Here is a 26,714-nt window from a genome sequence, read left to right as displayed (position 1 = left end):
GATCAGGTCCTCTCCGTTTTGCTTAACCACATCTCATCCATCCCGCCGCCGCGGATCTGCATCGGATAGACATGCTCGCTGCTGTCTACCCGCACATCCACAAACACCAGACGATTCTTCTGCTCCAGCGCCGCCTTCAGCTTCGGCTCCAGCTCATCCGGGGTATCAATGGTGATGCCGACATGGCCGTAAGCTTCCGCCAGTTTGACGAAATCCGGCAAAGATTCCATGTAAGAACTGGAGTGACGACCAGAGTAGATCATGTCCTGCCACTGTTTCACCATGCCAAGGAAACGGTTGTTCAGGCTTACCACCACAATCGGCAAGTCATATTGCAGCGCGGTGGACAACTCCTGAATATTCATCTGGATACTGCCATCACCGGTAACACAGATGACCGTTTCTTCCGGTAACGCCAGCTTGATTCCCAGCGCGGCAGGCAGACCGAAGCCCATGGTGCCGAGGCCGCCGGAATTGACCCAACGACGTGGCTGGTCAAACGGATAATACAGCGCAGCGAACATCTGGTGTTGCCCTACGTCGGATGCCACATAAGCCTTGCCTGCGGTCAGACGGTGCAGCGTTTCAATCACCGCTTGCGGTTTGATAGCGTCGCCATCGGTGTTGTATTTCAGGCATTGACGCGCGCGCCACTGATCGATGCGCAACCACCAGTCGCGCATGGCGTCGAATTTCTGCTGAACCTCGCCGCCTTGCGCCAGCAACTCCAGCATCAGGCTAAGCACCTGACGGGCATCGCCGACGATGGGAATATCCGCCGCCACGGTTTTAGAGATGGACGCCGGGTCGATATCGATATGCAAAATGGTGGCATTCGGGCAGTACTTAGCGAGATTATTGGTAGTCCGGTCGTCAAAACGCACCCCAACGGCGAAGATGACATCGGCGTTGTGCATCGCCATGTTTGCTTCGTAGGTACCGTGCATACCGAGCATACCGAGGCTCTGACGATGGGTACCCGGAAAACCGCCCAACCCCATCAACGAACTGGCCACCGGAAGATTGAGTTTTTCCGCCAGTTCGCGCAATTCCTGATGACAATTGGCGTTGACAACCCCGCCGCCGCTATAAATCACCGGACGCTCAGCAGCCAGCAGCGTCTGCAATGCGCGTTTGATTTGGCCTTTATGCCCCTGAACCGTCGGGTTATAAGAACGCAGACTGACCTGATCAGGATAAGCATACGGCAGTTTTTTGGCCGGATTGAGAATGTCTTTCGGCAAATCCACCACCACCGGTCCGGGGCGGCCAGTAGACGCCAGATAGAAGGCTTTTTTCAGCACGGTGGGAATGTCTTCGGTCTGTTTGACCAGATAACTGTGTTTCACCACCGGGCGGGAAATCCCCACCATGTCGCACTCTTGAAAGGCGTCATACCCAATCAACGAGGTCGCAACCTGACCGGAAATCACCACCAGCGGAATGGAATCCATATACGCGGTGGCAATACCGGTAATGGCATTGGTTGCGCCCGGCCCGGAGGTCACCAGTACCACACCCACTTCGCCGGTCGCTCTGGCGTAGCCATCAGCCATATGTACCGCGCCTTGCTCGTGGCGCACCAGAATGTGTTCTATGCCGCCAACGGTGTGTAGCGCATCGTAAATATCCAGCACCGCACCGCCCGGATAACCGAACACATGTTTTACGCCCTGATCGATCAATGATCGAATCACCATCTCGGCGCCTGACAACATCTCCATGGGTTTGCCTCTTATTGTTCAGATAACGAGTCGCTTCTGCATTGACAGGGGAGCCCCGCGCGTATCACACGACGTTCAGCGAATGAAGCAGCGGCATGTTCAGTTTTTACTCGCACGCCCACCTGCTCGCAGAACATCGCCCACATTTTTACACATAACTTATTAACATAACGCCAGATTATGAAGCAGGCAAACGCCACGGCTGGGCAGGGAGCAGCATAATTGATGGTAAATCAACTGTTAAAAGAGGGTAGAAGCAGATAAAACGCTGAAGTACGACCACAGCGTTAAAAAATATTCCGCTGTGGTCCGGCATTACAGAGTGAAATATTGATAATAAAATTGCGGCGCAAAGAAAACCATCGCCATCAAAACACCTGCTAGTCGGCGTACATGGCTTCAATTTCCAGTTGATAACGCTGATGAATGACCTTTCGGCGGAGTTTTAATGTCGGGGTCAGTTCCCCTTCCTCCTGACTGAACGGCGCAGGCAACAGAGTAAATTTTTTAACCTGTTCAAAACGAGCCAACTCTTTCTGCATGTCATGCAACCGCTGTTCAAACAGCGACAGAATATGGCTGTGGCGCAGTAGTTCCAATCGATCCTGATACCCCAGATTCATCGAGCGGGCATACTCCTCCAGCGCCTCAAAGCAGGGAACGATCAACGCGGAGACATACTTGCGTGCATCGGCTATCACCGCGACCTGCTCAATAAAGCGATCTTGCCCCAGCGCGCCTTCCAGATGCTGCGGTGCAATGTATTTGCCCCCTGAGGTTTTCATCAGGTCTTTAAGCCGTTCAGTGATGAACAGGTTACCCTTGTCGTCCACCTCGCCCACATCACCGGTTTTGAACCAGCCGTCCGGCGTGAAAGCGGCCTGCGTCTCTTGCGGACGGCGATAATAACCACGCATTACGGTAGCACCGCGCACCTGGATTTCATTTTGCTCACCAATACGCACTTCAACGCCAGATAGCGGCATACCCACCGAACCCAGGCGATAGTGGTCGGCATCCCAGCAAGACACGGTGGCGCAGGTTTCCGTCAGGCCGTAACCATAAATGATGCGCACACCGATTGCCTGAAAGAAGGCGATAATGTTGTCATCCAGGCGCGCGCCCGCCGCCGGCAGAAAACGGACCTTGCCCCCCAACAACTGACGCAGGCGCGACAGCACCAGCCTATCAGCAAGACGATACGTCAACGCGCTCCACACACTGGCGCGTTTTCCGGCCTGTTGGCGTAAAGACCACGTATTGCCTTGTGCGATCCCCCAGTTAAACAGCGTGCGCCGATGCCATGGGGCCTGTGCCACTTTCTCATGGATAGCGCTGAACACTTTCTCGTAAAATCGCGGCACCGCACACATCACGGTAGGACAGACCGCCGCCATCGCCGCACGCACCTGATTGGTATCGCGCAGGTAAACGTTCTGCGCGCCGCGGTGCATGATAAAAAAGCTCCAGGCACGTTCGAAAACATGTGACAACGGCAAAAAGCACAGCGATACATCCTGCTCGTTGGTGTGCAACCGTTCATCGTGCAACATCAGTTGGGTTGCCATGTTGGCATAATCCAGCATCACGCCTTTAGGCTCGCCGGTGGTGCCGGAAGTGTAGATAAGCGTAAACAAATCGCCCAAATCCCGCTCAGCCACTCGTTGGCGCAGCACTGGCTCCCATACCGACAATTCCGCTTGCTCTTCAAACTCCTGCAACGATACCGCCATATCGCAGCCACGACGGCTAATCTGCTCGTCCAGCAGAATAATGGTACGCAGTTGCGGACAGGTATCGCGCAGCGACATCAGCAAATCAAACTGCGCCTGACCACCGACAAACACAACACGGATATCCGCATCGTTCAGGATGAATGCCGCTTGTGCCGCTGCGCTGGTGGCATAAAGCGGCACGGTAATCGCCCGCAGATGTAGCAGCGCCAAATCCGCCAACGACCAGTTGATAGCGTTATCGGAAAAGATCGCCACACGTTCCTGAACATCAACGCCCAAACCCAGCAGGCCGCAGGCGATACGGCGGATACGCTCGCCTACCTGATGCCAGTCGAGTTGCTGTTCCTGGCCAGCCTCCCATTCACGAAACGCCAGCGCGTCAGGACGTTGGGCTATTTGCTGCTGAATGCGGTGAACCAGATGATATTGCGGGAGTGAATTCGTCTTCATGCGCGTACGGATCTGAAATCTCAAAAATGATAGGGTAAAAATTGGGCAGGCAGTCTACCGCGCCCACCCTCGACCTCAAAGCCCTTTCCACTGCTTTTCCGTTAGGAGTGTGATCTATCAGGCACCGGGCTACCCTGCCCTGCGCTGGCATCCAGTGATTGACATCCTGACTGGAATCAAGTACCAATAATAACAGAACTGAATTTTCAACTTACTATTGGACAATGAAACAGCATGTTTAATTTCGCTCTCCTACCAGGCCTACTACTAAACGCATCTCACGTGCGCGGTATGCCGGTGGGCGAAATCCAAAGCTGATTTCAGGTCACACCTCATAAAAACCCGCGCCATTGCGCGGGTTTTTTTTTACTCGCCGGGCGCCAAAGCAAACAGAACAAGGAACCAGACCGATGAACCAACAAGTGATTATTTTCGATACCACGTTGCGTGACGGTGAGCAAGCGTTGCAGGCCAGCCTGAGCGTGAAGGAAAAGCTCCAGATTGCCCTGGCGCTGGAAAGGATGGGCGTCGATGTAATGGAAGTCGGTTTTCCCGTCTCCTCTCCCGGCGATTTCGAATCCGTACAGACCATCGCCCGTAACATCAAAAACAGTCGTGTTTGCGCCCTTGCCCGCTGCGTTGAAAAAGACATTGATGTGGCGGCTGAATCCTTGCGCGTTGCAGAAGCGTTCCGTATCCATACCTTTATCGCCACCTCGCCGATGCATATCGCCACTAAACTGCGCAGCACGCTGGATGACGTCATCGAACGGGCGACTTACATGATCAAACGCGCCCGCAACTATACCGACGATGTGGAATTTTCCTGTGAAGACGCTGGCCGTACCCCTATCGAAGATCTGAGCCGGGTGGTGGAAGCGGCTATCAATGCCGGTGCCCGTACCATCAACATCCCCGACACCGTCGGTTACACGCTGCCGCACGAATTCGGCAACATCATCGCCTCACTGTATCAGCGCGTGCCTAACATTGATAAGGCCATCATTTCCGTACACACCCATGACGATCTCGGTCTGGCCGTGGGCAACGCCATGGCGGCAGTACACGCCGGCGCACGCCAGGTAGAAGGCACGCTGAACGGCATCGGCGAACGTGCTGGCAACTGCGCGCTGGAAGAGGTGATCATGTCGCTCAAAGTTCGCAACCAGTTAATGAACCTGCATACCAGCATCAATCATCAGGAAATCTATCGCACCAGCCAGATAGTCAGCCAGATCTGCAACATGCCGATCCCGGCCAACAAGGCGGTGGTGGGTTCCAACGCCTTCGCTCACTCTTCCGGCATCCATCAGGACGGCGTGCTGAAGAACCGCGAAAACTACGAAATCATGACGCCGGAATCGATTGGGCTGAAAGAAGTGCAGTTGAACCTGACGTCCCGTTCCGGTCGTGCCGCGGTCAAGCACCGCATGGAAGAGATGGGTTATAAAGAAGGCGACTACAATCTGGATACGCTGTACGCCGACTTCCTCAAACTGGCTGACAAGAAAGGCCAGGTGTTCGACTATGATCTGGAAGCACTGGCGTTCATCAACAACCAGCAGGAAAGTTCCGAATTTTATCGTCTGGACTACTTTAGCGTACAGTCTGGCTCTAGTGTGATGGCAACGGCGTCCGTCAAATTGTCATGTGGTGACGAGATACTGTCTGAAGCCGCTACCGGCAACGGTCCGGTTGATGCGGTGTATCAGGCGATAAACCGCATTACCGGCTACCCGATCAATCTGGTCAAATACCAGTTGTCCGCCAAAGGGCAAGGCAAAGAAGCGCTCGGCCAGGTGGATATCGTGGTGGAATATCAAGAGCGCCGTTTCCACGGCGTGGGTCTGGCGACGGATATCGTCGAATCCTCCGCTAACGCGATGGTTAACGTATTAAACAATATCAAACGTGCACAACTGGTCGAAAAAGAAGTGCAACGTTTGCAGCAACACAACAAACACAACAGTCAGGAAACAGTGTGATGAGCAAGAGTTACCATATCGCCGTCTTACCCGGTGACGGCATCGGCCCGGAAGTGATGGCTCAGGCGTATAAAGTATTGGATGCGGTTCGCCAGCGTTTTGATCTGCGTATCACCACCAGCGAATACGACGTCGGCGGCATCGCCATTGACCGTCAGGGTACGCCGCTGCCGCAGGGCACGGTTGAAGGCTGCGAGCAGGCTGACGCCATTCTGTTCGGCTCGGTCGGCGGCCCGAAATGGGAACATCTGCCGCCGGCAGAGCAACCAGAGCGTGGCGCGCTGCTGCCGCTGCGCAAACATTTTCGCCTGTTCAGCAACCTGCGCCCGGCGCGCTTGTATCAGGGGCTGGAAGCCTTCTGCCCGCTGCGCAGCGACATCGCCGCCAATGGCTTTGACATCCTGTGCGTGCGCGAACTGACCGGCGGCATCTACTTCGGCCAGCCGAAGGGCCGCGAAGGCAGCGGCATGTATGAACGCGCGTTTGATACCGAGGTGTATCACCGTTTCGAAATCGAGCGGATTGCGCGCATCGCCTTTGAGTCGGCGCGCAAACGCCGCCGCATCGTCACCTCCATCGATAAAGCTAACGTGCTGCAAAGCTCGATCATGTGGCGCGAAATCGTCAACGAAATTTCACGCGACTACCCGGATGTCCAGTTGAATCATCTGTACATCGACAACGCCACCATGCAGTTGATTAAAGACCCGTCTCAGTTTGACGTGCTGCTGTGTTCCAACCTGTTCGGCGACATTCTGTCCGACGAGTGCGCAATGATCACCGGTTCGATGGGCATGTTGCCGTCCGCCAGCCTCAACGAGCAGGGCTTTGGTCTGTTCGAACCAGCGGGCGGTTCCGCACCGGATATCGCCGGCAAAAACATCGCCAACCCTATCGCCCAAATCCTGTCCGCCGCCTTGCTGCTGCGCTACAGCCTGGGGGCGGATGACGCCGCCACCGCGATTGAGCAGGCAGTCAACCAGGCGCTGGCGGAAGGTTACCGCACCGGCGATCTGGCTAACGGCGGCAAAGCCGTCACCACCGACGAAATGGGCGATGCCATTGCCCGATTTGTAGCAGAAGGGGCGTAATCATGGGTAAGACCTTATATCAGAAGCTGTTCGATGCACACGTAGTGCATGAAGCACCGAATGAAACCCCGCTGTTGTATATCGACTGCCATCTGGTGCATGAGGTGACCTCGCCGCAGGCATTTGACGGTTTGCGCGCCATGGGCCGTAAAGTCCGTCAGCCGGGCAAAACCTTCGCCACCATGGACCATAACGTGTCCACTCAAACGCGTGACATTAACGCCAGTGGCGAAATGGCGCGCATCCAGATGCAGGAACTGATTAGGAACTGCGCCGAATTTGGCGTGCAGTTGTATGACCTGAACCACCCGTTTCAGGGCATCGTACACGTTATCGGGCCAGAACAAGGTATGACGCTGCCGGGGATGACCATCGTTTGTGGTGACTCCCACACCGCCACCCACGGCGCGTTCGGCGCACTGGCATTCGGTATCGGTACCTCTGAGGTCGAGCATGTACTGGCGACGCAGACACTGAAACAAGGCCGCGCCAAAACCATGAAGATCGAGGTCGTGGGGGACGCGGCACCGGGCATCACCGCTAAAGACATCGTGCTGGCAATCATCGGTAAAACCGGCAGCGCCGGCGGTACTGGCCATGTCGTGGAATTCACCGGAAAAGCTATTGAAGCGCTGAGCATGGAAGGTCGCATGACCCTGTGCAATATGGCGATCGAAATGGGCGCCAAAGCGGGTCTGGTGGCCCCGGACGACACCACCTTCGCTTACCTGAAGGGCCGTCAGTTCGCCCCCACCGGCAGCGACTGGGACGCCGCAGTAGCATACTGGAAAACCCTGCGTTCCGATGCCGATGCCGATGCCCACTACGACGCAGTAGTGACATTGAACGCCGCCGATATCGCCCCGCAGGTGACCTGGGGTACTAACCCCGGTCAGGTGATCGCCGTTGACCAAATCATTCCGATGCCGGAATCCTTCAACGACCCGGTGGAACGCGCTTCGGCGGAAAAAGCGCTGGCGTATATGGGCTTGCAGCCGGGTGTAAAACTGACGGAAGTGGCAATCGACAAAGTGTTTATCGGCTCCTGCACCAACTCACGTATTGAAGACTTGCGCGCCGCCGCCGCCATTGCCAAAGGGCGCAAAGTGGCCGACGGCGTGCAAGCCTATGTCGTGCCCGGCTCCGGCCCGGTTAAAGCGCAGGCGGAAGCCGAAGGTCTGGATAAGATCTTCCTGGATGCCGGTTTCGAATGGCGTCTGCCCGGTTGCTCCATGTGTCTGGCGATGAATAACGACCGTCTGAATCCGGGCGAGCGTTGCGCCTCGACCAGCAACCGTAACTTTGAAGGGCGTCAGGGCCGTGGCGGTCGTACCCATCTGGTCAGCCCGGCGATGGCGGCAGCGGCAGCGGTTACTGGTCGTTTCGCAGACATTCGTGAACTGAATTAAGAGAGGCAATCCATGGCTAAATTTACCCAACACACTGGTTTGGTGGTGCCGCTGGATGCCGCCAACGTCGATACCGATGCGATTATCCCGAAGCAGTTTCTGCAAAAGGTGACCCGTACCGGTTTCGGTCAGCATCTGTTCCACGACTGGCGTTTTCTGGATGACGCTGGCCAGCAGCCTAACCCGGACTTCGTGCTGAACCAGCCGCGCTATAAAGGTGCCAGCATTCTGCTGGCACGCGAAAACTTCGGCTGCGGCTCTTCCCGCGAGCACGCGCCGTGGGCGCTGACCGACTACGGTTTTAAGGTGGTGATCGCACCGAGCTTTGCCGATATTTTCTACGGCAACTCGTTCAACAACCAACTGTTGCCGGTCAAACTGAGCGATGCCGATATCGACGACCTGTTCAAACTGGTAGCCAGCCATGAAGGCATCACTTTCACCGTGGATCTGGAAGCGCAGCAGGTTAAAGCGGGTGACAACATCTACTCGTTTGAGATAGACAGCTTCCGCCGTCACTGCATGATCAACGGTCTGGACAGCATCGGCCTGACGCTGCAGCACGAGGACGCCATCGCCCGTTACGAGCAGCAACAACCAGCGTTTCTGCGCTAGTTTGGCTTTGTGGGCTTTTAAACCACTTAAGTGCAGATAAAGGGTTTTCCGGCGTCAAAAACTGTGCTGAGGTGGGTGACTTCGCCGGGTGAGCGGCATGGATGCCGCGAAAGCCCGTGCCGCGTCTGGAACGCGTCACGGGCGGCCCGAACAGCGAAGGCGAACGCCGAAGGAACCGCGAAGCGGCACAGTTTAGCCCTCAAGCCAGTGGTCAAGGAGAGGCGGCGTCTGAGCCTCTCCTTGTCGTGCGTGCGGCGGTGCTGCAAAGGGAGAATCGACGTTATCGCGCACGAAACCTCCCACCGGTCTTGCATAAACTCGTCAGCAACAAAAACAACGCGGTTGTTTGTCGACAACCTCAATGAGAACGCGGACCACGGCTCCAGTAGGCCATAAAGGTGACGGACTCCTGCGCCAGGCCTTTTTCTGCCAGCAGATACCGGCGCAACGCCTTCACCGCTGAGGATTCAGCCGCTACCCACCCGAAGAACTGCCCTTGCTGCGTGCTGGCCGGTTCCCAGACCTTCTCGCCCTCCGCGATATCCGCCACCATCACTGGCTGTGCTGCTACCTGCGCTGCCGGGCATGACCAATGGCGTGCCGCCTCCAGCAAACGCTCACCATAGGTCGCGCCCGTGCCTTCACGCGGCAACCAGACCACCTCGGCGAACGGCAAATTGCGATAATCGTCAGTGCAATCGGCCTGTAACGGTACTTCGATAAACGCCTGCACCTGCGGTGGGTTATCCTGCTGCGCCAACTGTTCCAGAATGCCTTTGATCGCCGGTAATGCAGTTTCATCGCCCATCAGCAGCACATGACGGGTGTTTTCCGACAGCACCCACTCGTAGCCGCCATTATCACCGGCAAAATCGCCGCGCGGCGCTACCACCTGCAACTCTGCACCGGGTTGTGCGCTCAGTACCCAGGCCGAAGCCGGTCCTTCGGTGCCATGCACCACGAATTCCACCACCATTTCGCCAGCGTCGGTATCCAGACTGCGAAGGGTGTAAGTGCGGGGGATTGGGCGTTGTAATTTGGGCATCGCCTGCACCAGCTTATACCACTCGCCGACATCCGGCAGGCGCGGCGGCGTGCCGTCTTCGGCGGGCAGTAACACTTTAATACGTTGATCCGGCGAGCAAATCTTCATCATCTTCACCGCCTCTCCCCTGAATACACAACGCATCAGCGATGGAGTAAGCAATGTTTTGTGAGCCAACCTAACATCAAATACTTTATATTCCTTTACCCCAGCCATAACCCGCCCTTACCTCTTTTTTTAGTGATTCTCCAGCAACACGGTCTGAAAACGATGTACTGATGCCAAACTCCGCACAGTTTTACCATCTAAAATAAGTAATGAGAAATATTATTAATTCAATTTACATTCTCAAATAAACCATGACTTCCCCACTTTGGATTGCCTGTGGGATCACGGTTTTGTCCGGCACTTTTCGCCTATGCTGATTGTTCGTTATTCACGAGATAAGGAGACCTCATGACACGCATCATCCGGTGTTATCGCCTGAGCCTCTCCGGCGACTGTCGCCCCTGGTTCAACATCGACCACCGCCTTACCGACGATTTCCCACGCTCGTTTCATGCCTGATTCAGCCTGACGCTGATTTTTCCCCTTTTATTTCAATTTATTATTTTTGACGTCATACAGCGGCAAACCTGCCTGCTGACTGGCGTCATGGAGATATTGCATGAAACGCATCCCTGAACCTTTTCGCATCAAAATGGTAGAAAACATCCGTATGACCACCCGCGACGACCGGGAAAAAGCCTTGCAGGAAGCAGGCTATAACCCGTTTTTGTTGCGCAGCGAGGATGTCTACATCGACCTGCTGACCGACTCCGGCACCGGCGCCATGAGCGACCGTCAGTGGGCAGGGTTGATGATGGGCGACGAAGCCTACGCCGGGTCGCGCAACTACTACCATCTGTGTGAAAAAGTACAAACGCTGCTGGGGTATCCGTTTACCATTCCAACCCATCAAGGGCGTGGGGCAGAACAGATTCTGTTCCCGTGTCTGATAGCCAAAAAGCAGCGTGCAGGTGGCGGTAAAAAACCGGTGTTTATTTCTAACTTCCATTTCGACACCACCGCTGCCCATGTGGAGCTGAACGGCGCGCGCGCCATCAACGTGGTGACACCAAAAGCCTTCGACACCACCACCTATTACGACTGGAAAGGCGATTTCGACCTTGACCTGCTGCAAACCACCATTGAACAACATGGTGCAGACAACGTGGTGGCGATCATCACCACCGTCACCTGTAACAGTTCCGGCGGTCAGCCGATTTCGATGGGCAACATGCGCGAGGTGTATCGCATCGCGCAGCAACACGGTATTCCGGTGGTGATCGACTCCGCACGCTTCTGTGAAAATGCCTGGTTTATCAAACAACGTGAACCGGGCTACGAGAACCGATCGATCAAAGCGATCGTCCATGAAATGTACCAGTACGGCGACATGCTGACCATGTCGGCGAAGAAAGACCCGATGGTGAACATTGGCGGCCTGTGCTGTTTTCGCAGCGACGAAGAACTGTTCAACGAGGTGCGCATTCGCTGTGTGCCGATGGAAGGTTTCGTCACTTACGGCGGATTGGCTGGGCGCGACATGGAAGCACTGGCCATCGGCCTGGAAGAAGGCATGAACGAAGATTATCTGACCTATCGCATCGGTCAGGTGACCTACCTTGGCGAACGCCTGCGCGCCGGTGGTATCCCAATTCAGTACCCGGTAGGCGGGCACGCGGTGTTTGTCGATGCGAAAAAGCTGCTGCCGCATATCCCGGCGGAACAGTTCCCGGCACAAGCGCTGAATAACGAGCTGTATCTGGAAGCAGGTATCCGCAGCGTGGAAATCGGCTCATTACTGCTGGGACGGGACCCGGATACTGGCGAACAGAAACCCTCGCCGCTGGAACTGCTGCGCCTGACCATTCCACGCCGGGTGTATACCAACGATCACATGGATTACATCGCCGATTCGTTGATTGCACTCAAGGAGAGAGCCAGCAGCATCAAAGGGCTGACCTTCACCTATGAGCCGCCGGTATTGCGCCACTTTGTCGCCCGGCTGAAACCGGTGGAATAACACGCCACCAGAAAACCTGCCATAAAAAAAGCCAGCGGAACACGCCGCTGGCTGGTGAACAGCACCATTACTCAGAACACTACGGCGGTTTCCCGCCGACGTTCTCACTCTCATTTGATGCCGTCAGCTTTACAGCCAGCGACGATAGTCTTCCTCCTCCATATCCTGGATCTGCCACTGCGTAACCTGTAACAGCAATGCCATTCGCTGGGTAGCGGTGAGTACACCCCATCCCCGACGACAGCCTCGGCAAAGCCAGCGACGATATACCCTAAATAATTCGAGTTGCAGGAAGGCGGCGACGCAGAGAATCCCCAGGAGCTTACTCAAGTAAGTGACTGGGGTGAGCGAGGAAAGCCAACGCACCTGCAACTTGAAGTATGACGGGTATAAAAGCGGAATAACCGGCACATATAGCCTCCCCTTCACGACGGTTCACGCACAGAACCATTCACTGCTATTCAGTATCCGCGTAATATAGGGAAAAATATATTGATGACCTTGAATCGTGGAGTTCCCCTTTTATGTCCTCCCCTCGCCTGCAACAACAATTCATCCGGTTATGGCAATGCCTGCAAGGTCAGGATACCGATACCACGCTGCAAGAGCTGGCGCTGTTGCTCAGTTGCTCACGCCGTCATGTCCGCTCACTGCTGAGTGCTATGCAGCGACAAGGCTGGCTCACCTGGCAAGCGGAAGCCGGACGCGGTAAACGCTCGCACCTCGGCTTTATCTACACTGGATTGACGCTGCAACAGCAGCGGGCCGAAGACCTGCTGGAGCAGGATCGCATCGACCAGTTGGTACAACTGGTGGGCGACAAAGAAACCGTACGCCAGATGCTACTGTCGCACCTTGGCCGCAGTGTACGGCAAGGACGCCACCTGTTGCGTATCCTGTACTACCGACCCATGCACAACCTGTTGCCCGGCAGTGCGTTACGGCGTTCGGAAACCCACATCGCCCGCCAGATTTTCAGCGGGCTGACCAGCTTAAATGAGGAAAATGGGGAACTGCTGCCGGATATCGCTCACCACTGGCAGGCGCTGTCGCCGCGGCACTGGCGTTTCTATTTGCGCCCGGCCATTCGTTTTCACCATGGTCGGGAACTGACCATGGAGGACGTGATCGCCTCGTTGTCCCGGCTGAAGACGCTACCGCTGTTCTCCCATTTAACCGATATATCGTCACCGACACCGTTTGTGCTGGATATCCGGCTCAATACGCCGGACAACTGGCTGCCATGGTTGCTCGGCAGCGTACCGGCGATGATCCTGCCGCAAGAATGGCAAACACTGCCGGATTTTATGCGCCAGCCTGTCGGCACCGGGCCGTATAAAGTGGTACGCAATTCCCCCAATCAGTTAAAAATCGCCGCGTTTGACGATTACTTCGGCTACCGGGCGCTCATTGACGAAGTCAGTATCTGGGTGCTGCCGGACGCGCCGATCATCCCCGCCTGCACGGTCACGCTGCAAGGCGATGACACCATCGATAATGAACTGGAAAATCGGCTTGAAGAAGGCTGCTATTTCCTGCTGTTCGACCGCCGTTCGCCGCAGATGGCAGACCCGGAGGTTCGTCACTGGTTATGTCAGGTACTCAGCCCCGTGGCGATGCTCGGCCTGGCCGATAGCCCGTACCAGAGCGACTGGTCTCCCGCTTATGGCCTGCTGCCGCGCTGGCATCACAGCCCACCGCGGGCAGTGCGGGAAAAACCCGTCGGCCTGACGCACCTCACCCTCACCAGCTATCGCGATCACCCCGAATACGCGGTGATAAGCAGCATCATAGGCCGTCTGCTGGCATCGCACGGCGTCACGCTGACGCTACGCAGTCTGGAGTTCGACGTCTGGTGTCAGGGCGCTGACGCCAGCGACCTCTGGCTCGGCAGTGCTAACTTCTACCTGCCGCTGGAATTTTCCCTGTTCGCCATGCTGTATGAACTGCCACTGCTGCGGCATTGTCTGGGGGAAGACGAGCTGGATAACACCGCACGTCAGTGGCGTCAGGGCGAGCTATCACTGGCGGACTGGAGCCAGTCACTGGTCAGCCGCCAGCAGCTTCATCCGCTGTTCCACCACTGGCTGCGGTTGCAAGGGCAAGCCAACATGCGGGGACTGCATATGAACACGCTGGGCTGGTTCGATTTCAAGTCCGCCTGGTTCGCGCCGCCAGCCCCGCCAACATGATCCTCTGCCGCCAGTCATGACGCTTTTACTGATGTGACAAACACTTTACAATAGCGCCGTTCTCAACGGGGTGCGGCCCCAACATTCATGTACGAGCAGTCATGTACGAATAGTCATGTACTAACAATCATGTACGTTTGCGCCGCTGAGAAAATACCCGTCGAACCTGATCCGGTTAATACCGGCGAAGGGATTTGAGACTGCATCCTGCTTGCTCAAAGACCTTTGCCGCCTTCAACAATTTGGAGCGCAAAGTGTTAAAGAAATTACTGTCCTGTCTGTTATTGCTGTCCGCCCCCGTGTTCGCCAAACCGACCCTGACGGTCTACACCTACGATTCGTTCGCCTCGGAGTGGGGTCCCGGCCCGGCGGTCAAAACCGCATTTGAAAAAGAGTGTGACTGCGAACTGAAATTCGTCGCGCTGGAAGATGGCGTCGCGCTGCTCAACCGTCTGCGTATGGAGGGCAAAAATAGCCCGGCGGACGTGGCGCTGGGACTGGATAACAATCTGGTGCAGGCGGCGGCGCAGACCGGCCTGTTCGCCCCGCATGGCGTCAACACCAGCACGCTGACGCTGCCCGGCGGCTGGCACAACGACACCTTCCTGCCCTTCGACTACGGCTATTTCGCCTTCGTCTATAACAAAGACAAGCTGAAAAACCCGCCGAGAAGCCTGCATGAACTGGTGGAAAGCAACCAGTCGTGGAAGGTTATCTACGAAGATCCGCGCACCAGCACACCGGGGCTGGGGTTACTGTTGTGGATGCAAAACGTGTATGGCGACAAAGCACCACAAGCCTGGCAGAAACTGGCGGCGAAAACCGTCACCGTCACCAAAGGCTGGAGCGAAGCCTACGGCCTGTTCCTGAAAGGTGAAGCCGATCTGGTGCTGAGTTACACCACTTCACCGGCTTACCATCTCATCGCCGAGAAGAAAGATAGCTATGCGGCGGCCAATTTCAGCGAAGGCCACTACCTGCAGGTGGAAGTCGCCGCCCAACTGGCTGGCAGTAAAAACCCACAACTGGCAGCACGTTTTCTGCAATTTATGATAAGCCCTGCTGTTCAGCAGATCATTCCGACTACTAACTGGATGTACCCGGTGATCAAAACCGAGTTGCCTGAAGGCTATAACACCCTGACGCGGCCTGCCAGCGCGCTGGAGTTTACCCCACAGCAAGTCGCAGAACAGCGGACGAATTGGGTTCAGGCATGGCAGCGCGCCGTCAGCCGCTGATTCCCGGCTGGCTGTGGCCGGGGCTGCTGGCGGCTGTTTTACTGCTTGGCACCGCCGTGCTGGCGTTCGGCGCACTGTGGCTGGACGCACCCAGCGTGCCCTGGCAGTCGCTGTGGAATGACAGCTACCTCTGGCATGTCATCCGCTTCAGCTTTTGGCAGGCGTTGTTATCGGCACTGCTTTCCACCTTGCCCGCGCTGTTTCTGGCGCGGGCGTTGTATCGCCGCCGTTTTCCCGGCCATCGTCTGTTGCTGCGCCTGTGCGCGATGACGCTGGTGCTGCCGGTGCTGGTGGCGGTATTCGGCATTCTCAGCGTCTATGGACGGGAAGGCTGGCTGGCACGTTTGCTGATGCAGGTGGGCATCGAATACCGGTTTTCGCCTTACGGCTTGCAGGGCATCCTGCTGGCTCATGTCTTTTTTAATCTGCCGCTGGCAACCCGACTGTTCTTGCAGGCGCTGGAAGGCATTGCGACCGAGCAACGCCAGTTGGCAGCACAACTCGGCCTGCGCGGCTGGTACTTCTTCCGTCTGGTGGAATGGCCGTGGCTGCGCCGCCAGCTCTTACCTGCCGGGGCACTGATCTTCATGCTGTGCTTTGCCAGCTTTGCTACCGTGCTGGCGCTGGGTGGCGGCCCGCAGGCGACGACCATCGAACTGGCTATCTATCAGGCGCTCAACTTTGATTATGACCCGGCGCGCGCCGCGCTGTTGGCGCTATTACAGATGGTATGTTGTCTGGGGCTGGTGTTACTCAGCCAGCGACTGAGCCGGTTACTGGCGGTCGGTGTCAGTAATCGCCAGCACTGGCGCGACCCACAAGACAGCCTGTGTAGCCGCGTTGCCGATACGCTGCTGATTACAGCGGTGCTATTACTGCTGCTGCCGCCGCTGCTGGCCGTGGTGGTGGATGGACTAAACCGCTCGCTACCAGACGTGTTGCGCCAGCCCGCTTTATGGCAAACATTCTGGACCTCTCTTGGCATCGCGCTGGCTGCCGGTGCGCTCAGCGTGACATTAACGCTGATGCTGCTGTGGAGCAGCCGGGAGTTGAAACTGCGCCAGCAGCAGTTAGCCGCCCAATTGCTGGATCTGAGCGGAATGCTGATTCTGGCGATGCCAGGCATTGTGCTGGCGTCGGGGTTTTTCCTGCTATTCAATCGCACCATCGGGTTACCCTCTTCCCCTTACGGGCTGGTGGTGCTGACCAATGCGCTGCTGGCTATCCCTTATGCCATGAAAGTGCTGGAAAACCCAATGACTGACGCCGCCGCACGTTACAGCTTGTTGTGTCAGTCACTGGATATTCGTGGCTGGCATCGCCTAAAAGTGGTGGAACTGAAGGCGCTACGCGCCCCCATCGCACAGGCGCTGGCCTTTGCCTCAGTGTTGTCGGTGGGCGATTTCGGCATCATCGCGCTATTTGGCAACGAGCAATTCCGCACCCTGCCGTTTTATCTTTATCAGCAGATTGGTGCTTATCGCAGCGCTGAGGGCGCGGTAACAGCGCTGCTACTGCTATTGCTGTGCTTTATGCTGTTTACCCTGATTGAGAAACTGGCGGGCTTACATGATAGCACTCCATAAGTTGACCTACCTCTACCAACACCTGCCGATGCGCTTCGATTTACAGGTGCAGCCCGGCGAGCGCCTTGCCATTCTGGGTCCAAGCGGCGCGGGTAAAAGCACCCTACTGAGCCTGATCGCCGGTTTCCTACCCGCCGATAGCGGCCAGTTACAGTTGAACGGACAGGATCACGATGCTACACCACCGGCGAAACGCCCGGTGTCGATCCTGTTTCAGGAAAACAATCTGTTTCCCCATCTGACGCTGGCGCAGAATATCGCGCTCGGCCTGCACCCCGGCCTGAAACTGAATGCGGAACAATGGGATACGCTAAGCATGATCGCCAGTCGTATGGGATTATCGGAGCTGCTGGAACGCCTGCCATCACAGGTTTCCGGCGGTCAACGGCAACGAGCGGCGCTGGCGCGCTGCCTGATTCGCCAGCAACCGATCCTGCTGCTGGACGAACCGTTCTCCGCACTCGACCCAGCGTTGCGTCAGGAGATGCTGGCGTTAGTAGACGAAATTTGCCGTGAACGGCGGTTAACGCTGCTGATGGTGTCGCACCAGTTAGAAGATGCCATACGCATCGCGCCGCGCAGCGTACTGGTGGTGGATGGCCGCATCTATCACGACGGCCCGACCGCAGAGCTGGCGCACCACGCGGATGCAGCGAGAATACTCGGTCTGAAATAACAACGCGCCCTTAAAACGTTCTCGATTAAAAAATTCTCGATTAAAAAACGTGACATTAATCGCATTTATGCGGTTTTACCGTGTTGAAACCTTGTCTATTTTTCCGCACTCATGGTTATATGGGAGCGCAAATTAACCAAAACGAACATGAAGGTTACCCGTGAAACACACCACCCCTACTTTCGCACTACTAAACAGCGCCGCGCAGCATGATGCGGTCGTCGTCGTGCGCGTGGTGGTCGTGGTCGGCAGCGCGCCGTAACGGGTTCCGAATCAAACCTGGATTCCAAACCCCGCCGGCGCAAGCCGAGCGGGGTTTCTTTATGTCACCCACCCCGCTCCTCCTGACACCGGCTCTGATAAAGGATATGACTATGCGTTATACAGGAGCTGAGCTGATCATCCGTCTGCTGGAACAGCAAGGCATTACCACTGTAACCGGTATTCCGGGCGGCGCAGCGCTGCCGCTGTACGATGCGTTGGGAAAAAGCCGCACTATTCGCCACGTCCTCGCCCGCCATGAGCAGGGAGCCGGTTTTATCGCTCAGGGAATGGCGCGCGTCAGCGGTAAAGCGGCGGTTTGCATGGCATCCAGCGGACCCGGCGCCACTAACCTGCTCACTGCCATTGCAGACGCCAAGCTCGATTCTATTCCACTGGTGTGCATCACCGCTCAGGTGCCTTCGGGCATGATCGGCACTGATGCTTTTCAGGAAGTGGACACTTACGGCATCTCAATCCCGGTCACCAAACACAACTATCTGGTACGCGACATCAGTGAGCTGCCGCAGGTCATTAATGATGCCTTCCGGCTGGCGCAATCCGGTCGTCCCGGTCCAGTCTGGGTTGACATCCCCAAAGACGTACAAACGGCGACTATCGATCTGGCGGAGCTGCCTGCACCAGCAGTGAAGTCACCCGCTCCCACTGCCGATGCCAGCGACCTAAGCACTGCCGCCGCGATGATCAATCAGGCCAAACGTCCGATCCTGTATCTGGGCGGCGGAATCATCAGCGCCAGTGCGCATCAGCAGGCTATCGAACTGGCGGAACGCGCCGGGTTGCCCACCACCATGACACTGATGGCGCTGGGTGCCATGCCGGTGGATCACCCTCTGTCGCTCGGTATGCTCGGTATGCACGCCGCTCGTTACACCAATATGATCCTGCAGCAATCGGATTTGTTGATTGTGCTGGGCGCACGATTTGATGATCGCGCTATCGGCAAGGCAGAAGAATTCTGCCCGAATGCTCAGGTGATCCATATCGATATCGATCCGGCGGAACTCGGTAAGATCCGCCAGCCACACGTGGCGATCCACGCCGATGTGGCGCAGGCGCTGGACCAGTTACTGCCGCTTGTCGAGCGTCAGCCGCGTGCCGACTGGCTCGATCAGGTGCGCGCCCTGCAACGCGATTTCCCATTCAATATGCCAAACGCCGACGATCCGCTCAGCCATTACGGGTTGATCCGCGCCGTAGCGGATCAGCTGGACGATCAGGCCATCATCACCACTGACGTAGGCCAGCACCAGATGTGGGTGGCGCAAGCCTACCCGCTGCGGCGCTCACGCCAATGGTTGACCTCCGGCGGACTGGGGACGATGGGTTTTGGCGTGCCTGCGGCTATCGGCGCAGCACTGGCGGAACCGCAGCGTACCGTAGTCTGTTTTTCCGGCGATGGCAGCCTGATGATGAACATTCAGGAAATGGCGACTGCCGTGGAAGAGAACCTGAACGTAAAAATCGTACTGATGAACAACCAGTCGCTGGGGTTGGTGCACCAGCAGCAGGAGCTGTTCTATCAGCGAAACTTCGTAGCGTCTGACTACCGGTATCAGACCAACTTTCTGGCGATTGCCGCCGGATTCGGTTTTGCCACCTGCGATCTCAACGCGGTTGAAAATCCACAAGCCGCCCTGCGCGACGCCCTGCAACGGCCCGGCCCGACGTTGATCCATGCCGTTATCGACATCAACGAGAAAGTATTCCCGATGGTACCGCCGGGTGCCGCCAATATTGAGATGATTGGAGATTAAATTATGCAGACTTCATCGACGACTGCACAGGTCACGCTGGAACTCTCGGTACGCAACCATCCGGGTGTGATGTCGCACGTATGTGGGCTGTTCGCCCGCCGCGCGTTCAACGTAGAAGGCATCATGTGTATGCCGCTGCCGGACAGCGATCAAAGCCGCATCTGGCTACTGGTAAAAGACGATCAGCGTCTGGCGCAGATGATAAGTCAGGTAGAAAAGCTGGAAGACGTGTTGCAGGTGACTCGCCACGGCGAAGAGATGCGAATCTTTGATCAGGTGGCAGAATTTTACCGCTAACCGATGGGATGCGATACCGGGAAAACCGGTATCGCGCTCGCTCATTTATCCATTAGAATCTGCCACAACAGGTGTCGGTAAACCGGCATCAACGGATGCTGCCACAACTGCCACAGACTGATGACCGCGATAACCGCCGTCAATGGTGCCAGCCAGCGCAGGCGCGCCAGCGTCAACCAACCGGCTGATTCAGCGTTGGCGCCACGATGCACACGCCACCATCGCCACAGCAACCAGCCCGCACTCCACAGCAACATCGCCGTGATCAACAGCAGCCATTTAAAGCCGCTGCTGTCGGCTTGTTTGGGAATATCAATTGCCACGCCCGCCAGAATGCCGGGCATCAGGTAAACCGGCGGCCAGGTGAGACAGCCGATGATATTCGGCAACGCAAAGCGCCGGGGCGACAGCTCCAGCATTCCGGCCACCATCGGGATCAACGGGCGAGTCGGGCCAAAAAACCGCCCAATCAGAATGGTCGCCATATTGTGCTGATGCAGCATCTTTTCGGTACGATACACATAAGCTCGATGTTTTTGCAGGAAAGACCAGTTATGCAGCTTCTCCTTAAAACGCCAGCCAATGAAGAAGGAAATCCAGTCTCCCAGCAGGCAACCGATAATGCCCATGCCCCAGGCAGGATATAACCCCATATCGCCGCTGCCGATAAATGCTCCCAGCGATGCCATCATCAGCGTGCCGGGCAACAAGAGTCCCACCAACGCCAACGACTCCAGAAACGCCACCAACAGTACTGCCGTCAGTGAATACGCTAACGATTGTGTGATCAGATGCTCCAGCCAGGCTTCCATAATTCTCTACATTTCTGCGTTTTTTATAACCAAAGATAACCGGATGATAGCAGGAAACAACGGGAATAGGGTGTGGTCTTCTTTCTGCAACGGCTTGACAGCACAGTAGACAGCGCTATTGAGAACGGCGCTAAAACTGGACAAAAACTGTATATATATACATAATTTGTTGCATTACTCCACTGACCTTCTGACTATACGCTATGACCCTTTCCCCACCGCGTCAGGGCTTTGTATTGACCCGCCACTGGCAGGATACCCCTGCCGGGATTCAGGTCGAATGCTGGCTGGCAACCGATGACGGTCCCTGCCGGATCAGGTTATCGCCGCAGCAGGCGGTGGCGTTTGTACCGATGCGACATCAGGCACAAATCACCCAACTGTTAAGTAGTGAAAAGCACTGGCAATTACGACCGCTGGCGCTGAAAAACTTCCACCACGAACCGCAACTGGGGCTGTACTGTCTGCACTACCGCCAGTTGTTACGTCTGGAGAAGAAACTTCAGGAAGCGGGAATCCCGGTATACGAGGCAGATATCCGCCCGCCGGAGCGGCTTCTGATGGAGCGGTTTATCACCGCGCCGGTCTGGTTTAGCGGCGAAGAAACCACTGGTGGGCTGATTGACAACGTCAAATTGAAACCTGCGCCCGACTACCGCCCGTCACTCAAAACCGTATCGCTGGATATCGAAACCAGCCGCCACGGCGAACTTTACTGTATCGGTCTGGAAGGGTGTGGTCAGCGTCAGGTATTTATGTTAGGACCAGAAAACGGCATCCCCAGCGACGCTGGCGACCTGACGCTGGAATACGTCGCCAGTCGTCCACAACTGCTGGAAAAACTCAATCAGTGGCTGCACACCTACGACCCGGATGTGATTATCGGCTGGAATCTGGTGCAGTTTGACCTGCGGGTATTGCAGCAACACGCCGAGCGCTACCGTATTCCATTACGGTTCGGACGCGACGGTCAGGAGATGGAGTGGCGCGAGCATGGCTATCGACAAGGGCATTTTTTCGCCGGTGCGCCGGGTCGGTTGATAGTAGATGGTATTGAAGCGCTGAAATCCGCCACCTGGAATTTTGCCTCGTTCAGCCTGGAGTTTGTCGCCCAGTCGCTGCTTGGCGAAGGAAAAGCCAGTGACAATCCTTACCAGCGGCTGGAAGAAATCGAACAGCGCTTTCAGCAAGACAAACCCGCACTGGCGCGCTACAACCTGAAAGACTGCGAACTGGTGACACGCATCTTTGAGAAAACCCATTTGATCGCTTTTTTGCTGGAGCGCGCCAGCGTAACCGGGCTGGCGGCAGACCGCAGCGGCGGTTCGGTGGCGGCATTTACTCACCTCTACCTGCCGCGTATGCACCGGGCCGGGTTTGTCGCGCCGAACCTCGGCGGCGTGCCGCCTGAAGCCAGCCCCGGCGGCTACGTGATGGATTCCCGCCCCGGTCTGTACGATTCGGTGTTGGTACTGGACTATAAAAGCCTCTACCCCTCAATCATTCGCACCTTCCTGATTGACCCGGTCGGGCTGATAACCGGTTTGCAGCAGCCTGATGAGCAGCACGCGGTCGAAGGCTTTCGCGGCGCCTGGTTTTCCCGCCGCCAGCACTGTCTGCCTGCAATTGTCGAAGAGATTTGGCATGAGCGCGACCTCGCCAAGCAGGAAAACAACAAGCCGCTGTCGCAGGCGCTGAAGATCATCATGAATGCATTTTACGGCGTACTGGGGTCGAGCGGTTGCCGCTTTTTCGATCCGCGTCTGGCGTCTTCAATTACCCTGCGTGGCCATGAGATCATGCGCCAGACCCGTTCCCTGATTGAAGCCAAAGGTTATCAGGTGATTTATGGCGATACGGATTCGACCTTTGTCTGGCTTAAGCGTGCTCACCACGAGGACGAAGCAAACATCATTGGTCGTGAACTGGTGGCCTATATCAACGACTGGTGGCAACAGCACCTGCACCAGCAACACGGCTTGATCAGCGCGCTGGAGATGGAATACGAAACCCACTTCCACCGTTTTCTGATGCCCACGATTCGCGGTGCCGAACTGGGCAGCAAAAAGCGCTATGCCGGTATGACAATAACGGCACAGGGTGAGCAGATGGTGTTCAAAGGGCTGGAAACGGTACGTTCCGACTGGACGCCGCTGTCGCAGCAATTTCAGCAACAACTTTACCAACGCATCTTCCACCGTGAACCGTATCAGGAGTGGGTGCGGGAGTACGTGGCGAAAACGATGAACGGCGAGCACGACGACCTGCTGGTATACCGCAAACGCCTGCGCCATAAACTGAGCGAGTATCAGCGCAATGTGCCGCCGCAAGTTCGCGCCGCCAGAATGGCAGACGACTACAATCACCGGCATGGCAGGCCCTTGCAGTACCAGAACGGCGGCTGGATAAGCTACGTCATTACGGTAAATGGACCGGAACCACTGGAGAATCGCCGCTCGCTGCTGGATTACAACCACTACGTGGAAAAACAACTGCAACCAGTGGCGGATGCTATTCTGCCTTTCATTCACGATGATTTTGCTACACTGATTACCGGGCAGATGGGGCTATTTTGACAATCTGATGGTGCCTGACAGGTGACGAACAGTCCACCATCCAGTACCATAGCGCCCTTTCAAAAATATCAGGCGTGAGTCCGCGTCTGTCGGTTAGACAACGGTCAATTACATCTGGGGCGCCCCCCACACCCGCATCACAGGCTGTGCGCGACACCATCACTGTCGTGCAGGGCGGGTAAGGTATTGCCGAACGCAGGGGTCGGCGGCCTCCTGTTCAGACATTCTCCAACAACGACGAGTATCGAGCTTAGAATTTATGCCTTTTACACTTGGTCAACGCTGGATCAGCGATACAGAAAGCGATTTAGGATTGGGTACGGTAGTGGCGATAGATGCCCGCATGGTCACCCTGCTGTTTCCGGCCAGTGGCGAAAACCGTCTCTACTCCAGGAACGATGCCCCTATTACCCGTGTCATGTTCAATCCTGGCGATACCATCACCAGTCATGAAGGCTGGCAGTTACGGGTGGAGGATGTTCATGATGAAAATGGACTGCGCACCTATGTTGGTCCGCGTCTGGATACCGATGAACCTGCCGAACTGCGGGAAGTGTTTCTCGACAGCAAACTGACCTTCAATAAACCGCAAGACCGTCTGTTCGCCGGGCAGATTGACCGGATGGATCGCTTCGCGCTGCGTTACCGCGCGCATCGCCACCAGCACGAGCAGGCGCTACAACCCTGGGGAGGGCTGCGCGGTATGCGCGCCAGCCTGATTCCGCATCAGTTGCACATCGCCCGCGAAGTGGGTCAGCGCCATGCGCCGCGCGTACTGCTGGCGGACGAAGTAGGTCTGGGCAAGACCATCGAAGCCGGCATGATTATCCACCAGCAGTTGCTGGCAGGCCGCGCCGAGCGCGTACTGATCGTGGTGCCGGAAACGCTGCAACACCAGTGGCTGGTAGAAATGTTACGCCGCTTCAACCTGCTGTTCTCATTGTTTGACGATGAGCGTTACGCCGAAGCCCGCCTCGACAGCGACAACCCGTTTGAAACCGAGCAACTGATCATCTGTTCACTGGATTTTGTGCGCCGTAATCCCTCCCGCTTCGAACAACTGCTGGATGCCGACTGGGACCTGCTGGTGGTGGACGAAGCGCACCATCTGGCCTGGAGCGAAGCCGCACCCAGCGCCGGCTATAAAGCGGTTGAGCGTCTGGCGTACGCCATCCCCGCGGTACTGCTGCTGACGGCGACACCGGAACAATTAGGCCAGGAGAGCCATTTTGCCCGCCTGCGTCTGCTCGATCCGAACCGTTTCCATGACTACCACGAATTTATCGCCGAACAGCAGCAATACCGCCCGGTCGCCGACGCGGTCACCCTGCTGCTGAGCGGCAACAGCATCAGCGACAGCGAGCGCAACGCGCTTGGCGAAATGCTGGGCGAACAGGATATCGAACCATTGCTGAAATCCATCGCCAGCGACAGCGAAGACAGCGCAGCAGCACGTCAGGAACTGATCACCATGCTGATGGACCGTCACGGCACCAGCCGCGTGCTGTTCCGCAATACCCGTCAGGGAGTGAAAGGTTTCCCGAAACGCGAGCTGCATCAAATCAAGCTGGCGTTGCCGGCGCAGTATCAGACGGCGATCCGCGTATCCGGCATCATGAATGCCCGCAAATCAGCCGAAGAGTGTGCGCGTGACATGCTCTACCCGGAGCAGATTTATCAGCAATTCGAAGACGATAACGCCACCTGGTGGAGTTTCGATCCGCGTGTTGAATGGATGCTGGAATTTCTGACCAGCCATCGTGATGAAAAAGTACTGGTGATCTGCGCCAAGGCCGCCACCGCACTGCAACTGGAACAGGTGCTGCGCACCCGCGAAGCCATCCGCGCCGCCGTGTTCCACGAAGGGCTGTCGATCCTGGAGCGCGACCGCGCCGCCGCCTACTTCGCCTCGGAAGAGGAAGGCGCTCAGGTGTTGATCTGCTCTGAGATCGGCTCCGAAGGACGCAACTTCCAGTTCGCCAGCCATCTGATCATGTTTGATCTGCCGTTTAACCCAGATCTGCTGGAACAGCGTATCGGACGCCTGGATCGTATCGGTCAGAGCCGCGACATTCAGATTCTGGTACCCTATCTGGAACACACCGCTCAGGCACTGCTGGTGCGTTGGTATCACGAAGGGCTGGATGCGTTCGAACACACCTGCCCGACCGGGCGGTCGATTTATGACAGCCACTACGAACAACTCATCAACCTGCTTGCCACACCGTCTGAACAGACCGGGCTGGACGAGTTTATCCACACCTGCCGCCAGCAACATGACGCGCTGAAAGCGCAACTGGAACAAGGTCGTGACCGCCTGCTGGAGATGCACTCCAACGGCGGCGAACACGCACAGGCGCTGGCTGGAGCGATTGCCGAACAGGATAATGACGTCAATCTGGTCAATTTTGCCCTCAACCTGTTTGATATCATCGGCATTCATCAGGATGACCGCAGCGATAACCTGATCGTACTGACGCCGTCTGATCATATGTTGGTGCCGGATTTCCCCGGTCTGCCGCAAGACGGTTGTACCATCACGTTTGATCGCGATCAGGCGTTGTCCCGCGAGGATGCCCAGTTCGTCAGTTGGGAACACCCGCTGATTCGCAACGGACTGGATCTGATCCTGTCCGGCGATACCGGCAGTTGCGCCGTATCGCTGCTGAAAAACAAGGCATTGCCGGTCGGCACCCTGCTGGCGGAATTGATATACGTGGTGGAAGCGCAGGCGCCGAAGAAACTGCAATTGACCCGTTTCCTGCCGCCAACGCCGATTCGCGTCCTGCTGGACCGCAAAGGCACCAATCTGGCGGCGCAGGTGGAATTCGAAAGCTTCAACCGTCAACTGAGCGCAGTAAACCGTCACACCTCCAGCAAGTTGGTGAACGCGGTGCAGGACGAAGTGCACGATATGCTGCAAAAAGCCCAGCCGTTGGTAGAAGCGCAAGCGCAGGAACTGATCGCCGAGGCGCAGCGTAACGCCGAAACGCAGTTGCGTCGTGAACAGGAACGACTGGAAGCGCTCAAAGCCGTCAACCCGACTATCCGCGACGACGAACTGGAGGCGTTGGAAGAACAGCGCGAGCAGGTACTGGTGAATCTGCAGCAGGCCAACTGGCGTCTGGATGCCATTCGTCTGGTGATGGTGGCGCACCAGTAAGCCCCATCGGTT

At 56.6% G+C, this 26,714-nt stretch carries 20 protein-coding genes and 1 riboswitch; of the genes, 15 read left to right on the top strand and 5 right to left on the bottom strand.

What is annotated here, in order from left to right:
- Positions 1-2: 2 nt before the first annotated feature.
- Complete coding sequence (gene ilvI, locus Dpoa569_RS03050; RefSeq protein ID WP_042872794.1) at positions 3-1,724, bottom strand: acetolactate synthase 3 large subunit; 1,722 nt, start codon at positions 1,722-1,724, stop codon at positions 3-5.
- Positions 1,725-2,104: 380 nt separating this feature from the next.
- Positions 2,105-3,910, bottom strand: a complete 1,806-nt coding sequence (locus tag Dpoa569_RS03045) for an AMP-dependent synthetase/ligase (protein ID WP_146411037.1) — start codon at positions 3,908-3,910, stop codon at positions 2,105-2,107.
- A gap of 234 nt (positions 3,911-4,144) precedes the next feature.
- Here Dpoa569_RS03045 and leuL point away from each other — a divergent pair, with 234 nt between their 5' ends.
- The 5 genes from leuL (at position 4,145) to leuD (ending at position 9,010) form a co-directional block, all read left to right on the top strand.
- The gene (leuL, locus tag Dpoa569_RS19775; protein ID WP_128569840.1) at positions 4,145-4,228 is read left to right on the top strand and encodes a leu operon leader peptide; all 84 of its coding nucleotides are present in this window, start codon (positions 4,145-4,147) and stop codon (positions 4,226-4,228) included.
- A 92-nt stretch (positions 4,229-4,320) separates the two neighbouring features.
- The gene (gene leuA, locus Dpoa569_RS03035) at positions 4,321-5,895 is read left to right on the top strand and encodes a 2-isopropylmalate synthase (protein WP_042872798.1); all 1,575 of its coding nucleotides are present in this window, start codon (positions 4,321-4,323) and stop codon (positions 5,893-5,895) included.
- The gene (leuB, locus tag Dpoa569_RS03030; protein ID WP_042872800.1) at positions 5,895-6,986 is read left to right on the top strand and encodes a 3-isopropylmalate dehydrogenase; all 1,092 of its coding nucleotides are present in this window, start codon (positions 5,895-5,897) and stop codon (positions 6,984-6,986) included. Before leuA ends, leuB begins: the two co-directional genes overlap by 1 nt.
- A 2-nt stretch (positions 6,987-6,988) precedes the next feature.
- Positions 6,989-8,395, top strand: coding sequence for a 3-isopropylmalate dehydratase large subunit (gene leuC / locus Dpoa569_RS03025; protein ID WP_042872802.1), 1,407 nt, complete (start codon positions 6,989-6,991; stop codon positions 8,393-8,395).
- A gap of 12 nt (positions 8,396-8,407) precedes the next feature.
- Positions 8,408-9,010: a 3-isopropylmalate dehydratase small subunit gene (gene leuD / locus Dpoa569_RS03020; RefSeq protein ID WP_042872804.1), complete on the top strand. Its 603-nt coding sequence runs from the start codon at positions 8,408-8,410 to the stop codon at positions 9,008-9,010.
- Between the two features lie 358 nt (positions 9,011-9,368).
- Here the strand turns inward: leuD and Dpoa569_RS03015 are convergent, their stop codons facing one another.
- Positions 9,369-10,271 carry a siderophore-interacting protein gene (locus tag Dpoa569_RS03015; RefSeq protein ID WP_042872806.1) on the bottom strand — a complete coding sequence of 301 codons (903 nt, stop codon included), beginning with the start codon at positions 10,269-10,271 and terminating at the stop codon, positions 9,369-9,371.
- 240 nt (positions 10,272-10,511) lie between these two features.
- On the opposite strand from Dpoa569_RS03015, the gene tnaC reads away from it, so the two are divergent.
- Together tnaC and tnaA are read left to right on the top strand one after the other, a co-directional pair.
- Positions 10,512-10,622 carry a tryptophanase leader peptide gene (tnaC, locus tag Dpoa569_RS03010; protein ID WP_071603311.1) on the top strand — a complete coding sequence of 37 codons (111 nt, stop codon included), beginning with the start codon at positions 10,512-10,514 and terminating at the stop codon, positions 10,620-10,622.
- Positions 10,623-10,722: 100 nt separating this feature from the next.
- Positions 10,723-12,123: a tryptophanase gene (gene tnaA, locus Dpoa569_RS03005; RefSeq protein ID WP_042872808.1), complete on the top strand. Its 1,401-nt coding sequence runs from the start codon at positions 10,723-10,725 to the stop codon at positions 12,121-12,123.
- A 129-nt stretch (positions 12,124-12,252) separates the two neighbouring features.
- Here tnaA and sgrT read toward each other — a convergent pair whose 3' ends face one another.
- Entirely contained in the window at positions 12,253-12,453 is a 201-nt protein-coding gene (gene sgrT / locus Dpoa569_RS03000; protein ID WP_227983112.1) for a glucose uptake inhibitor SgrT, read from the bottom strand.
- Positions 12,454-12,647: 194 nt separating this feature from the next.
- Here sgrT and sgrR point away from each other — a divergent pair, with 194 nt between their 5' ends.
- From sgrR to ilvN, 6 genes are all read left to right on the top strand, one after another.
- Positions 12,648-14,315, top strand: coding sequence for an HTH-type transcriptional regulator SgrR (gene sgrR, locus Dpoa569_RS02995; protein ID WP_042872810.1), 1,668 nt, complete (start codon positions 12,648-12,650; stop codon positions 14,313-14,315).
- 56 nt (positions 14,316-14,371) lie between these two features.
- Positions 14,372-14,526, top strand: a riboswitch (TPP riboswitch).
- 43 nt (positions 14,527-14,569) lie between these two features.
- Entirely contained in the window at positions 14,570-15,553 is a 984-nt protein-coding gene (gene thiB, locus Dpoa569_RS02990; protein WP_042872812.1) for a thiamine ABC transporter substrate binding subunit, read from the top strand.
- Positions 15,529-17,139, top strand: a complete 1,611-nt coding sequence (gene thiP, locus Dpoa569_RS02985) for a thiamine/thiamine pyrophosphate ABC transporter permease ThiP (protein WP_042872814.1) — start codon at positions 15,529-15,531, stop codon at positions 17,137-17,139. The genes thiB and thiP overlap by 25 nt, the downstream gene beginning before the upstream one ends.
- Positions 17,123-17,815 (top strand): thiamine ABC transporter ATP-binding protein ThiQ, encoded by a 693-nt coding sequence (gene thiQ, locus Dpoa569_RS02980; protein ID WP_042872815.1) that lies wholly within the window; start codon positions 17,123-17,125, stop codon positions 17,813-17,815. Before thiP ends, thiQ begins: the two co-directional genes overlap by 17 nt.
- Positions 17,816-18,189: 374 nt before the next feature.
- Positions 18,190-19,854, top strand: a complete 1,665-nt coding sequence (gene ilvB, locus Dpoa569_RS02970; RefSeq protein ID WP_042872816.1) for an acetolactate synthase large subunit — start codon at positions 18,190-18,192, stop codon at positions 19,852-19,854.
- A 3-nt stretch (positions 19,855-19,857) separates the two neighbouring features.
- Complete coding sequence (ilvN, locus tag Dpoa569_RS02965; RefSeq protein WP_042872818.1) at positions 19,858-20,151, top strand: acetolactate synthase small subunit; 294 nt, start codon at positions 19,858-19,860, stop codon at positions 20,149-20,151.
- Between the two features lie 41 nt (positions 20,152-20,192).
- Here the strand turns inward: ilvN and Dpoa569_RS02960 are convergent, their stop codons facing one another.
- Positions 20,193-20,963: a DedA family protein gene (locus Dpoa569_RS02960; RefSeq protein ID WP_042872819.1), complete on the bottom strand. Its 771-nt coding sequence runs from the start codon at positions 20,961-20,963 to the stop codon at positions 20,193-20,195.
- Between the two features lie 203 nt (positions 20,964-21,166).
- Between Dpoa569_RS02960 and Dpoa569_RS02955 the strand changes: the two genes are divergently transcribed.
- Both Dpoa569_RS02955 and rapA read left to right on the top strand, forming a co-directional pair.
- Complete coding sequence (locus Dpoa569_RS02955; protein ID WP_042872822.1) at positions 21,167-23,539, top strand: DNA polymerase II; 2,373 nt, start codon at positions 21,167-21,169, stop codon at positions 23,537-23,539.
- A 259-nt stretch (positions 23,540-23,798) separates the two neighbouring features.
- Entirely contained in the window at positions 23,799-26,702 is a 2,904-nt protein-coding gene (gene rapA, locus Dpoa569_RS02950; protein WP_042872824.1) for an RNA polymerase-associated protein RapA, read from the top strand.
- The last annotated feature ends 12 nt before the right edge of the window (positions 26,703-26,714 follow it).

This window comes from Dickeya poaceiphila, from assembly GCF_007858975.2.
Classification (GTDB): domain Bacteria; phylum Pseudomonadota; class Gammaproteobacteria; order Enterobacterales; family Enterobacteriaceae; genus Dickeya; species Dickeya poaceiphila.
Note: the sequence above shows the minus strand (reverse complement) of the source record. Positions and strands in the feature narration are given on the sequence as shown.